The sequence below is a fragment of the Verrucomicrobium spinosum DSM 4136 = JCM 18804 genome, assembly GCF_000172155.1.
Taxonomy (GTDB): domain Bacteria; phylum Verrucomicrobiota; class Verrucomicrobiia; order Verrucomicrobiales; family Verrucomicrobiaceae; genus Verrucomicrobium; species Verrucomicrobium spinosum.
Genome location: NZ_ABIZ01000001.1, coordinates 7,794,590 through 7,808,047 on the forward strand (window position 1 = coordinate 7,794,590; position 13,458 = coordinate 7,808,047).

A 13,458-nucleotide genomic window follows, 5' to 3' on the forward strand; every position below is an offset into this window, starting at 1 on the left:
CGTATCAGCCCGCTGGTTACACGCGAATTCAGCCCAAGTGATCCAGAGTTGAAAATGCATCACCGTCTGAAACGGCGTCTCCGCCTCACACCGCCACCCGGGAGACACGCCAGGCGCCGCTTTGGTCGCGATGCATCGCCAGCGCCCCCAGATAGTCCGTTCGCGACGCCCCCTTCTCATACAGGGCAAAGAGGAAACCCTCTGAGGGGGCAACCACCTCGGTCAGAATCCTCCGTTCCTGCGGAGGTTTGGCCACGGCCTTGGCAATCGATGCTGACCAATCAGCACCGGCAGGCAGAGGCACCCCTTCGTTCCCCCAGGCATCAGAGATCAAAAAGCTCCGGCCCGCTGCATTCAGCAACGAGAGCTCTTCCCAAGCCGCGATCTCCAAGACTGGAATCACCGCACCGGGAGGGAGCAGCGTGGGATCCATGATCCACGAGCCCGGCAGCATGCCGCCCAGCACCTGCACGTGATTGCGCCGCAACGGCTGCTCCCAGTCAGCCTGGAATGGCTGCAGGTGCAGCAGCGCAGGCCAGAGCGGGGCATTGGCCAGGGCTGGCATCGCCACCTGCGGCGGCAGGGTTCGAGGAGCATCGGGCTGCACGCGGTGCCATGCGTCCAACACCACACCGACGAGAGCATCCGGAATGACCGCTGGCTGCAAGCTCCAGCCCCCTGCATGCGCACCGAGCGCGAGTGCAAAGATGCCTTCGCCAGCGAGGGCGATTTCCGGGTTCTCTGACAAGCCCTCCAGCATCGGCGAAAGGACCGGCCAGGGGTTCTCCGCGCGCAGCCTTTCCAGCTCGCTCGCACTTGCGGAGAGGAACCGGTCCAGCAAATGGCCCACAGAGGTCAGATCCTTGTGCCGAGCCCGTCCCAGGTGAACGGGAGCCGATGGTGCGAACGCCCCCAGTTGGGAAAGGTCTTGAAGTGCGGCGTGTGCGGGAAGGGCCTCAAAGAACATTGGGAAAGTACTCGTCAAAAGAGATGATGGGGTGGGTCGAGCGTAAGCGAACGCTAGTTCCGTTTCTGGCACACAGGGCACCAGCAGGCAGTACGCCCACGCAGAGATTCCCTCACCAGTTCTGCCTGACAACGCGGACAAACGTGACCGTCTTCCCACCGGTAGCGGAAGAGCCAGTCTTGCGGAGGATCGCTCCAGTCCACCCCCACCGTGTCCATGGCCCCTTTGCACACCTTCTTCACGGTACGGTGTAGGGCAGTGACCTGCTTGCCGGTCAGGCTTCCAGAGGGGGTGGCAGGAGGCAACTTCATCTGCCACATGATTTCGTCCGCCATCCAGTTCCCGACGCCGGGAAAATAGCGCTGATCGAGAAGGAGCATCTTGAGCGGCACCCGGGCATGACGTTGCAGCACCCCAGTAAGCAGCGCAGTGGTGAAGGCATCACTCCCGATTTCGGGTGGCAGCGCCTGCCAGAACTCCGGCAGAGCGTTCCCCTGGTGGTACTGCACCAGGCCAAACTGGCGTGGATCCGTGAAAATCAGCGCTCGATCGCGCAGGTGGAGCACGAGGTGGTCATGCTTGGCGGCTTCATAGGGCTGCGGTGCCACCCGCGTCTCCCCGGTCATGCCCAGGTGCACCGCCAGCCATTGCCCCCGGCTGAACTTGAACAACATCTGCTTCCCGTGGGTCAGTATCTCCTTGAGCGCCGCTCCGTTCAGCCCCTCCTCCAGCTCCCCGGTGTCACAGCCGCGAAAGACACGCGATTTTGCGTGCAGTTCCACCCTGCTGACCGGCTTGCCCTTCCCAGCCGCCCACTGCTTCGCGTAATAATAGACTTCTGCCAGTTCCGGCATGTTGACCTCCCGTTGCAAGCCCAGCTTCCACTTTGGGCTCAAGCCTCACCTTGACACGGGTCCCCTGAAGCACAAGCGCCCAGTCCCAGTCCCGCTCCTGCGCGGGTGGGCACGAAACATTCCCCCTGCCGGGAACGTTCTCCTCTGAAGCCCTTTTTGATCCGCCCCCGGCATGCCGTTCCGTCTGCTCCAAGCCCTGCCCTCCGCGCTTGCCCTTGCACCTCTGCTGGGTTGCGGCGCGCTTGTGGCTGGAGAGATCTCCTACACGAATGACGTGCAAGCGGTGATCGCCAAGGCGGGCTGCAATCTGGGCACCTGCCACGGCAACGCCACAGGAAAGGGCGGCTTCAAGATGTCGCTCCGGGGCGATGATTTGGACTACGACTACGCCGCGCTCATCCAGGACGTGAGCGGTCGGCGGGTGAACCTCTTTGACCCTGATCGCAGCCTGCTGCTGCTCAAGGCCACCCAGGCCCTCGCGCACGAGGGCGGCAAACGCTTTGCCAAAGACTCCTGGGAATACCGCACCCTCCGCGACTGGATTGCCCAAGGGGCCACTCGGAATCAACCCGGCGAACGCAAGCTCATCAAGCTGGACGTCACGCCGCAGGAGCAGATCCTGGTGGAGCCCGCTGCCGAAGTGCAGCTCAAGGCGACCGCCACCTTCTCTGACGGGTCGCAAGAGGACGTCACTTCTCAAGCCGTGTATGAGCCTGCCCAAGTGGGCCTGATTCAGATCACACCCGGAGGCAAAATCACCAAACTGCAGAATGGCGAGCCCACCCTCATCGTCCGCTATCTGAACAAGCAGCAACCGGTACGGCTGGCCTTTGTGGCCGCCAGACCGGACTTTGAGTGGACGCCGACGCAGCAGAACAACTACGTGGACCGCCACGTTTTTGCCAAACTGGAGTCCCTGCGCATGACCCCTTCCCCTCTGGGATCGGACGAAGTCTTTGTGCGTCGCGCCTACCTGGATCTTTGCGGTATCCCACCCACAGGAGAAGAGGCACGTCGCTTTGTGGCGGATCAGGCACCCGACAAGCGCGAGCGCTTGGTGGACCGGCTCATGGCGAGCCAGGAGTTCGCCGATTTTTGGACGCTGAAATGGGCCGACTCCCTCCGCGTCGAGTCCCGCACGATGGACAAGCGCGGCATGACCGCCTTCCACCAGTGGATTCGGCACGCCGTGGCCACCAACGTCCCCGTAAACCAGTTTGCGCGAACCATTCTGGTCGCCCAAGGCAGCACCTATGACGTGCCGGAGGCAAACTTCTACCGTGCCATGCGCGAGCCCAATGCCCGGGCAGAAGGCATCGCCCGCGTCTTTCTGGGCACCCGGCTGCAGTGCGCCCAGTGTCACAACCACCCCTTTGACCGCTGGACACAGGATGACTACTTCCAGTGGAGTGCCGTCTTTGGTCGCGTGGACTACAAGGTGCTGGAGAACAAGGGCGTGGACAAGAATGACAAACACGCCTTCAACGGTGAGCAGGTCGTGGAGCTGATGAAGGAGGTGAAGTTCACCAACCCTCGCACTGGGGAGAAACTGAAGCCGAAGCTGCTGGGCGCCGCTGAACTCGATGCCCAGACGCTCTCGGCCAAGAACGACCTCAAAGCCGCGGCGGACTGGATCACGAATCCCGCCAATGCCCTCTTCGCCGAAGCCCAGGTGAACCGCATCTGGGCCCATCTCATGGGGCGGGGCCTCGTGGACCCCGTCGATGACTTCCGCGCCACGAACCCGCCCACCCATCCCGAGCTGCTCAAGCAGCTTGCCCGTGAGTTCGTGGACTCAGGCTATGATCTTCGTCAGATCGTCCGGCGGATCATGACCTCCCGCACCTATCAGCTCACCAGCGAGCCCAACGCCACCAACAAAGACGACCAGCAGAACTATTCGCACGCGCTGGTGCGCCGTCTCGGTGCCGAGCAGTTGTTTGACTCCTTGCACCAATTCGCAGGCATCACACCGGAGTTCCGCGGCTGGGGGCCGGAGATCACCCGCGCCGTGCAGCGTCCCGGCCCCACCAACGGTCGCAAACGCGACACCGTGGGCGGCGACAGCGAGCAGCTCCTCGCCCAGTTCGGCCAGCCTCCACGCCTGCTGGCCTGTGAGTGCGAGCGGACCGATGAAACCACCATGGGCCAGGCATTCACCCTCATCAGCGGGCCCAAGGTGAATGAACTGCTCAAACGCCGCGGCAACGCCCTCAGCCGCCTGATGGACAGCAAGGCCCCACCGGAGGAGCAGGTGGACACTCTCTTCTGGAACGCCCTTTCCCGCGCCCCCTCCCCTGAAGAACACACCACCCTCGCCAAACTCCTTTCCCAGTCCTCCGACAAACGCGCCACCCTCGAAGACCTCGCCTGGACGCTCGTCAACGCGAAGGAATTCGTGCTCAGGCGATGAGTTTGCGGAAGATGAGATTCAGACAGAATTAACGGAATTAACAAAATTTAGAACTCATGTGAGACCCGCGTGAAGCCAAGTACGCCCCAGCAGAACTCCAATTCAATTCCGTAAATTCCGTAAATTCTGTTAATCCTGTCTAAAAAACCTCCTCTGTTTTGCCTCCATGAACCCTCCCTCCCACGCCTGCACAAACTTCGCCGCCACCCGGCTGCTGAGCCGGCGCTCGATCCTGCGTGTGGGCGGCATGGGCCTCTTTGGCATGAGCCTGCCGAAGCTCATCTTTGCCGAGGAAGCAGCGCGCAACCCCAAGCTCGTGGCCAAGGCGAAGTCGGTGATCTTCCTTTTCCAATGGGGTGGCCCGAGTCATCTGGAGACCTTTGACATGAAGCCGGACGCCCCCAGCGGCATCCGCGGCTTTCACAAACCGATGTCTTCCAATGTGGACGGCATCCAGGTGAACTCACTGCTGCCCAAGACGGCCAAGGTCATGGACAAGGTCACGCTCATCCGCAGCGTGCACCACAACATGAAGAACCACAACTCCGCCGGCTACTATGCGCTGACGGGACATGCGCCGCCCAGTGATGACCAGCGGCTCAAGGACACTCCGGATCTCTTTCCTGCCTACACCAGCGTCGTGGATCGCATGAGCCCTGCGATGGGAGAGGTTCCCACCTCCGTACATCTGCCCTATGTGGTCAGCGATGGCACCCAAACGCCGGGACAGTTTGCCAGCTTCCTCGGCAAGGGCCGCGACCCCTTCCTCGTCACCCAGGATCCCAACCAGCCCAAATTCGCCCTGCCGGAGCTGAGCCTCCCTGAGGGCATCAGCTACGAGCGCCTGCGTTCCCGCCGGGAGATGCAGAAGCTCGTGGACTCCCAGAGCCGCCTGCTGGAATTCTCCGCCGCCGCCCAGGGTCTGGACGGCTACTATGAAAAAGCGCTGGGCATGCTGGAGAGCACCCAGCTCCGCGAGGCGTTTGACCTCAGCAAGGAGCCAGACAAGGTTCGAGACGCCTACGGTCGCACCACCTACGGCCAGAGCTGCCTGCTCGCCCGCCGCCTCGTTGAGGCCGGGGTGAAGTTTGTCACCGTCACGTTCTCAGAGAGCATTGGCGGACGCACCACCACCGATGGCGGCTGGGACACGCACGGGTTCGACAACACCCGCATGTTCCCCATCATCGAGCAGCGTCACCTGCCCATAACAGAGCAGACACTGCCCACCCTGCTGACCGATCTGGATGAGCGTGGGTTATTGGATGAAACCCTCGTGATCTGGGTCGGCGAATTCGGCCGCACGCCCAGGGTGAACAAGGCCCTGAGCCGCGACCACTGGCCCTTCTGCTACACCGCCTTGTTGGCGGGTGGCGGCACCAAGCGCGGCTTCGTGTACGGGGCATCCGACAAGACCGGGGAGCACCCTGCCGACAAACCGGTAACGCCCGATGATCTGGCCGCCACCATGTATCAGCTCATGGGCATCGATCCCCACACCGAGGTGCGCGACGTGGCCAACCGGCCCGTGCCGCTGAGCTATGGCAACGCGATTGAAGGCGTGATGGCCACCCAAGGTTGACTCGCTTAAGGCTCGACCAACCATTGGGCCGTGCTACGGCCCCCATACTGGGATCAACTTCGGTCTGAGGCGGGCACCTCAAGGTCCCATTCCAGCCTGCTTGCTCGCGCCGGCAGCAGGGCGTCGCGGTAAGCACTGTCCGAAAAAGGTCCGCGCCAGGGTTGGAGTACCGCTTTTAAGCGGAATCAGGAGACACATGGTCCACGATGTCGCATGGGATGATCTCATCCGACCAACTGGCGACAAATGAATGTCATGGGACACACGTGGGGTGATTCCGCTTAAAAGCGGTACTCCAACCCTGCTGTAGAACGAAAATGCTGATTGGGCTGGGTAATTCGGGAAGGCGTCGTATAAATGGCAGCAATAGCCCGTCTCCTCGCAAGGGCGTCGGTCTGAGTCGATACCAGTATGGGATCTGTAGCACAGCCCAGTGGTTGGACGAGTCAACGTTGGGTACGCCCGCGGAGGAGGATCAAGTGGGAAGGCCGACAGTATCCGCTGTTTCCCCACCGCGCCCCCCCACGTCAGCCCCCCGGGCTCCTTGGCAGGCACTCGCTGAAGCGTCTGCAAGCTACGTCCTCACGCGGTGAGTCACCAAGCTTCGACAGACGCTTATTCTCCGCGATCAAGACGTGGAAATAACCTCACGACCTCAGCCTGCTAAAGACACCGTCATACAGGAACGCCCCATATGACGGATCTCAGATTGACACCCCCATCAATCAAACCGGATCGTGATGTCCTGCTGCACCGGCATCACGGCCGCGGGGGGTGGCGTTGCGGCAGCCGGAGCCGCGCCACGGGAGGGTGCTGCTGGCGCAGGGGCGGGGGCTGAGCCACCAGGCCCTGGAGGAGTGAAGTTGGCAATCGGCGTATTACCTTGAACCGGAGCGGGAGCGGGAGCTGTCGGCTGGGCTGCGGGACGAGGGGCCTGGGCCTGGGGTTGGGCACCACCTCCACGGGAATCACCCCAGCTGAAGACAAACGTGTTGGCATCCACCTGCCTCATCCCGGAATGGCCACCAGAACTGGCTGGGGCCTGAGGGGCGGAGGGGGCGGGGGCGGAAGCCGCTACTTGAGGCGGGGCTGCGGGCGTTGGGGTGGAGGCAGGTGTCGGGCTCTCGTTGGGCGCGATTTCGGATCCCGCCCCTGCCCAGGCTGCCCCACTGCTGCTTGATCCTGCGGGCTGGCTCTGGGCCTGCACATAGGCCGCCTGCACTTCCGCCGGAGCCGGGAGCTTCCAGGTACCACCGAGGTCCGCCGTCACTGGAAAAACCAGACGCAACTTCTGCCCGCCTTCCGAGAGGATGTTGAACGTGATGGCAGAGTTAAAGGTGACCAGAAGTTCACGTGGATACTCAATGGACTTCAGGGAGATTTCATCCACACGCCCACCCGGCGTCTGTTTCTGCACCAGTTCACGCAGCTGTTTGGCCTTGCGGGTGAGATCGTCTTCCAAACGGGAGGCGATGGCATCCATGTCGAACTTGGCCGGAGCATCGGACGTGGAAGTTTGCTTCCGCGCGGCAGCCAGCTGGTCTTCCAGTTCCGCATTGCGCGCCTTGAGCCGGGCGACCTCATCGGATGAAGCGGAAGCCCCGCTCATGCGCTGCATTTTCTCCTTCAGTTCATTGAGCTGGGACTGGGTTTGTTCCAGCTCGCGATTGCGCTGTTCCATGGCAGCTCGGGTCTCAATGATTTGTGACTGCAGAGCATCATCCTCCCTCGCGCAGGAGCTCAAAGACACCATGCCGAGCACTGCCAGCAGGCTGCTTGCGTTTCGCAAGGGGTTGGAAAATCGGGTCGGGGTGTACCTTGTTTTCATAAAGTTTGGCTTGCTTTGCTGCTGGCAAAAACCTTAGTTCGAACGCTATTTTACATCACCCCGCGCCATTCGCCAGCCATGATGCTTCGATTTCGCCCCCTTCTTCTCGGATGCCTCGTTCTTCCATTCGCCCTCACCCAACCCGCTCCTGCCCAGGAAAAGGCCGGTTTTGACCCCAGCAAGGCAGAGATTGCCCCGCTGGGTCTGCCCAGCCCCTATGACAAGTTCCTTGGTCTGGACCAGGTGCTCAGCCTGAACTTCGACGACTGGAAAAAGGTTTATGGCGACATCGCCACAGACGTGGTGGTGGACAAGTTCACCAACGAGTCCGACGTGGCCCTCGCGCTCGGCGTCAAAATCGCCGACGGCGTCATGGCCATCAAGGCGCGCAACGTCCAGGGCCTTAATGATTGCTCCAAGCAGATCGAAGACCTGGCCAAAAAACTGGGCGTGAAAGACGAGGAGATGAGCCGTGCGAAGACCGTGCGTGCCCATGCCAACAAGGGAGAATGGCTCCAGGTTTTCATGGAACTCGGGTTCCTGCAGACGGACATCATGAAGTCCCTCCGCGCCCAGGGCAATACGAAGCGCCGCTCCCTCATCATCACCGCCGGGTGGATGCAGGGCCTGCAGTACACGGCCTATGTGGTAAAGAACCACTACTCCGCAGCAGCCTCCAACTACCTGCGTGAACCAGTGCTGGTGAAGGCCATGCAGGCTGATCTCAACAACCTTCCGGAGGACATCAAGACCTCCCCCAAGGTTGCCGCCATCATCTCGGCACTGCCCGAAATCCTCCAGGGTGTGAACATCCCGCTCGATGGCTCGATCTCCAAAGACGGTGTTGAAAAATTGAATAGCTCGGCAAAAGGCATTGTGGAAAAAATTACTGGGGATTGAAAAAGTTTGTCACAGCGGCGTGTCCCTCCACATGCATGCAGCAACCCCTTAAACCATCTTGCCAAACAACTACAATACCATGAAACACCGTGTTAAGTCCCTGATCGTTGGCGCTCTCATGCTCGCCTCCACCACCGCCCTCAAGGCTGACCCCCGTGAGGCCGAAGACGTAGCCTACCGCATGGCCACCAGCTATGTGGCGAAGGGCTTCTCCATGGCTCCCACCGACCACAGCGGCGTGCTGGGCGGCGGCCAGGCCGTTCGTTTCCTCATCCCCGTCACCAAGGGCCTGGACTATGTGTTCCTGTCCGGTGCGGACCGCAGCGCCCTCGACGTGGACGTGTATGTGTACGATGAAGTGGGCAACCTGATCCTGGATGACCGCCGCGGCTCCAAGCTGGCGGGTGTGCAGTTCCGCGCCGCCTACAACGGCACCGCCATGGTGTACCTGCACATGGCCCGCGCCAACGGCCTCGCCTCCTACTACGTGCTGGTCGGCCGCCGCGGTGTTGCCAAAGACAGCGGCCCCGCCGCCGTGACCGGTGAAGCCGGTGTGCAACCCAACTAAGCCAACCGGACAAGTTCGTTCTCCAACGTCTCCTTTGCCAAACTCAAACCCAGTGATCCAAATGAAAAGCATCCTCAAGCTGACCATCCTGGCCGCCGTCTCCGCCTCGCTCATGAGCTGTGCCTCTGACCCGCCGCCAGAAGTGCACAACCACTACTACCCGACCCGCACGGTCCGCCCCACCACCACCTACACGAAGTCCGCTTCCGTGAGCACCGGCGGGTACAGCAAGACGCCTGAGAGCTTCGAGGCCGTGACGCCCCCCCACAGCTACTCCCAGTAGCCCGTCACAAAAAGCCAAACATCACCTGCAGCTCTTGCGCTGCATAGTGCGCCAGCTCGGGGAGCCCGGGCTGGCGCCTTTATTTTGATCGCATCTCCCGCCGCAGCCAAAATGGCAACGGGCCTGGTTTCCAACAATTATCAGCCCCAGCACCTGATCATTTGCAAAGCGGCGCTCTTCCCCGACTATATCCCGCTTTTGCTCCCCAGCCATGTCTGACGAGAAGCCGCCTATCAACCTGGATGACATCGATTTTGGTCACACAATCCGTGGGCACCAGAAAGGCGACCGCGTCTTTGAACGATTCATCCTGCAACGCCTGCTAGGTCGTGGTGGCATGGGGGTGGTCTGGCTGGCCAAGGATGAGCGCCTCGGGCGCGAAGTGGCCCTCAAGTTCGCCCCGGAAGCCGTCCGCTATGACGACGTGGCCGTGGATGAGCTGAAAGAAGAGACGCTCAAAGGTCTCAACCTGGCCCATCCGGGCATCGTCAAAATCTACGATTTCCTGCTCGATGACGACCATGCTGCCATCAGCATGGAGTTCATTGATGGGGAAAACTTGGGCGTGCTGCGCACCCGCCAGCCCAACAAGGTGTTCGAGCCCCGCCAGATTTCCGCGTGGGTCAGCCAGTTCCTGGAGGCGCTCGACTACGCCCACCGCATCGCCAAGGTCATCCATCGCGACCTGAAGCCGGCCAACCTGATGGTGGACCGGGACGGCAACCTCCGCGTGACCGACTTTGGCATCGCCCGAAGCATTTCGGACGCGATGAACCGGGCCACCATGGCCGTGGGCAACTCCACCGGCACGCTGGCCTACATGAGCCCCCAGCAGGCCGACGGGAAGAAGCCCCACGTCAGCGATGATATCTATGCTTTCGGCAGCACGCTCTATGAACTGCTCACAGGCAAGCCTCCCTTCTTTAGCGGGAATATCATCCACCAGTTGAAGGAAGATGCCGTGCAGTCCCTCTCGGAACGGCGTCAGGAGTTCGGCCTCATCAATGCCGAGCCCATCCCCGTAGAATGGGAGCAAACCATCCTGGCCTGCCTGGAAAAAGCCCCTGAGAACCGCCCTACCAGCGCGCAAATCGTTCGCCAGCGGCTGGGTCTGGCCCCCGCCAGTGGCCCGGAAATCCCGCCGCTACCACCGACGACCGGTCATGCGACTGCTACGGGTGCCATGCCACCCGCCTTCCCCGGTCACCTCACTTCCCACGCCAGTGCCACCCAGACCTATGTCCGGGCTGGTGCCGGGATGACGGAAATGAGCGTCCCGACTCGGGGCATCGGTGCCGGAGCGGTGCGAGTGGGTCCGGGTGTCACCCCGGCCACGGCGAGCACCCACCCTTCCACCGGGACGGCTACAGGCACCAGCACGGGTGGCGCTGCCCCCAAGAAATCCAACGGCATCATCATCATGGTGGTGCTCGTCATTCTGCTCATGGGAGTCGGTGTCATGGGAGCAGGGGGTTGGTGGGCCTACAACAACCTGGCCTACTTCAAGAAAAAGCCGGTGCCGGCCGATCCGCATCTGGCATCCCATCAGGCGACGCCTCCCACTCCGAATTCCAATTCCAATTCAAATTCATATTCAAATTCAAATTCCGAACCCCACACCAGCCCCCCGGTAATCGTTAAGCACGAAACCAAGCCGGAGCCGCCTCCCATTCCGCCAACTCCCAAGACGGAGCCCACGCCGTCCAATCCGACACCTCCTCCCACTCCCCCGCAAAATCCGCCCACCCCGCCGCCTTCCACCCCCGGCAAGGTGACCACCCTCCAGGCGGCCATCAACGCCGCCAAGGCTGGGGACACCGTGACCATTCCTGCGGGCATCTATGAAGAGCAGATTCGTTTCAAGTCCGGAGTGAATCTCAAGGCTGAAGCCACTGGCAAGGTCATTGTGCAGACGGACGGAAAGGTTGGCTCTGCCTTGCTGGCCGAGAATTGCGAGGGCGGGTCCATCAAGGGCTTTATTTTCCAACACACTGGCGATGAGGTTCCTGACAAGGTCAGCTGGCCGGTCGCAATGCTGAAATCCAGCAGCCTCGTGCTGGAAGACTGCACCTTCCAATCCGGCATTGGCGACGGCCTCCTCGTCACCGGGGCGGGCAAACCTCAGATAGTTCGCTGCAGTTTTCAGAAGAACACCCGCAATGGCGTGACCCTGGAAAGCGGCGTGAACGGCAGCCTCACAGAGTGCGAATCCCGTAAAAACGGCGAAAACGGGGTGGAAATCCGCCATACCGGCACCTTCCCCGTCCTCCAGGCCTGCATCCTTGCCGAGAATGGACTGTCTGGCGTCGTCGTGAAGGATGGAGCTTCCGTCGATGTCATCGCCAAGACCCAGTGCCGATCCAACGCGGAGGCCGGACTGGCCGCCGCTGGCGACGGCACCAAGTTGACCGCCAGCGACATCGTCTGTGAGGACAATGGCGTGGGGGTGGCCGTCCAGCAAAACGCCATGGTGAAACTCGAGAACAACAAGGTGCTTCTGAGCAAGCAAGCCGGGATTCAGCTCGACTCTCCAGGTACCGGCAGCGCCATCCTCACCAATGAAGTGGAGAAGTCCAAACGTGACGGCATTCTGGCAGTTGGGGGCAACGCCGTCTCCATCAGCATCGTGGGCAACAAGGTCAAAGGCAATGCAGGCACGGGCATTGTGGTGTTCGGCCAGGGTTTCAAACCGCGTGTGGAACAGAACGAATGTTCCACAAACGGTGAATATGGGATCCTCGCTTCCGAAGGGGTGGGAGGATCCATCACGGACAACACGGCCCGGGGCAATCATTTGGCCGGAGTTTCCAACCAAGGTGGAGCCAAAGACCTCATCATTCAGGGCAACATTGCCGATCAAGGCGGCAATTGAGTTGAGCACCAAAGCCATCCGATTGTCGCACCCTCTGCGACAATTAACCACTCCCTCGCACAAGGGAGTGGATGATTGACACCCCCTGCTCCAGCCCCTAGGATCACCTTTTTCTAAAATTCTTCATGGTCAAGCCTGTCGCCATCCTCAGTCCCGAATCCAACAAGTCCCATCATGTGGCCCAAGGCGCGTTGTACACGCTGGCTGGGATCACAGTGGCCGGAGTCGTCTGGGCGCTCGGCCTGCGATCCGGAAACGAAGCCCGTCAATCGGGTGTCACTTCGGTGGGTCTCGAAACACCCAGCCAAGTGGGAGTGATCCCGCCACCTGCGCTACCTCCATCTGCGGCCACGCTCTCCACGGCGGCCCCGCTGCCCGCACCTGCGCCCGTCGGCTCCACACAGCGACCGCTCCTGCCCGCAGGTCGGGAACTGACCCAGCCGCAAATTCTGGAAGCCATGGAAGTCGGCCGCCGTGCCCGCGCCCAAGGGGACATCCAGGGCTCGCTCCAAGCCTTCCGTCAAGCCGACTTGCAACAGCCTAACCATCCTGAAATCCTGTCCGAGATGGCCATTTCTTATGAGGCCATGGGGATCATGACCAAGGCTGAAGCCCTGTGGCGCTCCATCGCTGCGATGGGCGATGCCGGAGCCGGAGGTTACGCTTCCCTGGCCAAGGCCAAACTCAGTGGGGGCACAGGCCGCCCGGAGTTGACCGCTCCAGCCTCATCCGGCAGCCCCGTCACCCTCGGTGCCTGCACGATCATCAAGGATCCCACGGTGACGAAGGGAGAACGGATCGCTGTCCGTGTGCCTCTGATTGCCACACCGGGAACCGTGATTGATCCCGCCCAGATGGACATTCACGTGTTCCTCTTCGAGAAAGTGAACGGCGAGCGGGTTGAGCAAGCCCGCGCTGCCGCCCCCACACTCAACTGGGTCTCTGCCCCGGTGAACTGGAAAGATGCCAACGAAGAACTGGTGGATGTGGTGTACGATTTGCCCCCACCCAAGCCTGAAGAAGTGCGGGACCTCGGTCGGAGAACTTTCCATGGATTCGTGGTCAAACTGTTCTACCAGAACAAACTCGCAGGGGAACAGGCCCAACCTCGGGACTTGCTCGACTTCTCGTCACAACCCAGCGCCCCCGCTGGTCTGGACAATGCTCTCTTTCCCAAGTGAACGGATCCCC

General features: G+C 61.4%; 10 protein-coding genes. 7 read left to right on the forward strand and 3 right to left on the reverse strand.

The annotated features are described in order from the left end of the window. Window positions 1-85 precede the first annotated feature (85 nt). On the reverse strand, window positions 86-967 hold the full coding sequence (locus VSP_RS31360) for a hypothetical protein (RefSeq protein ID WP_009965717.1): 882 nt from the start codon (window positions 965-967) through the stop codon (window positions 86-88). A 53-nt stretch (window positions 968-1,020) separates the two neighbouring features. Then, window positions 1,021-1,863, reverse strand: a complete 843-nt coding sequence (locus VSP_RS31365; RefSeq protein ID WP_157211168.1) for an Fpg/Nei family DNA glycosylase — start codon at window positions 1,861-1,863, stop codon at window positions 1,021-1,023. A gap of 130 nt (window positions 1,864-1,993) precedes the next feature. On the opposite strand from VSP_RS31365, the gene VSP_RS31370 reads away from it, so the two are divergent. Both VSP_RS31370 and VSP_RS31375 read left to right on the forward strand, forming a co-directional pair. Further along, window positions 1,994-4,234, forward strand: a complete 2,241-nt coding sequence (locus tag VSP_RS31370; protein ID WP_009965719.1) for a DUF1549 and DUF1553 domain-containing protein — start codon at window positions 1,994-1,996, stop codon at window positions 4,232-4,234. Window positions 4,235-4,400: 166 nt separating this feature from the next. Beyond that, window positions 4,401-5,816, forward strand: coding sequence for a DUF1501 domain-containing protein (locus VSP_RS31375; RefSeq protein WP_009965721.1), 1,416 nt, complete (start codon window positions 4,401-4,403; stop codon window positions 5,814-5,816). A 721-nt stretch (window positions 5,817-6,537) separates the two neighbouring features. Here VSP_RS31375 and VSP_RS31380 read toward each other — a convergent pair. Further along, complete coding sequence (locus VSP_RS31380; RefSeq protein WP_009965724.1) at window positions 6,538-7,605, reverse strand: hypothetical protein; 1,068 nt, start codon at window positions 7,603-7,605, stop codon at window positions 6,538-6,540. 117 nt (window positions 7,606-7,722) lie between these two features. Here VSP_RS31380 and VSP_RS31385 point away from each other — a divergent pair, with 117 nt between their 5' ends. From VSP_RS31385 to VSP_RS31410, 5 genes are all read left to right on the forward strand, one after another. Further along, window positions 7,723-8,544, forward strand: coding sequence for a hypothetical protein (locus tag VSP_RS31385; protein ID WP_009965725.1), 822 nt, complete (start codon window positions 7,723-7,725; stop codon window positions 8,542-8,544). 79 nt (window positions 8,545-8,623) lie between these two features. Beyond that, complete coding sequence (locus VSP_RS40375) at window positions 8,624-9,112, forward strand: hypothetical protein (protein ID WP_009965726.1); 489 nt, start codon at window positions 8,624-8,626, stop codon at window positions 9,110-9,112. A gap of 61 nt (window positions 9,113-9,173) precedes the next feature. Further along, window positions 9,174-9,395 (forward strand): hypothetical protein, encoded by a 222-nt coding sequence (locus VSP_RS31395; protein ID WP_009965727.1) that lies wholly within the window; start codon window positions 9,174-9,176, stop codon window positions 9,393-9,395. A 211-nt stretch (window positions 9,396-9,606) separates the two neighbouring features. Then, window positions 9,607-12,267 (forward strand): protein kinase domain-containing protein, encoded by a 2,661-nt coding sequence (locus VSP_RS40380; protein ID WP_009965729.1) that lies wholly within the window; start codon window positions 9,607-9,609, stop codon window positions 12,265-12,267. Between the two features lie 125 nt (window positions 12,268-12,392). Further along, window positions 12,393-13,448 carry a tetratricopeptide repeat protein gene (locus VSP_RS31410; protein WP_009965731.1) on the forward strand — a complete coding sequence of 352 codons (1,056 nt, stop codon included), beginning with the start codon at window positions 12,393-12,395 and terminating at the stop codon, window positions 13,446-13,448. Window positions 13,449-13,458 lie beyond the last annotated feature (10 nt).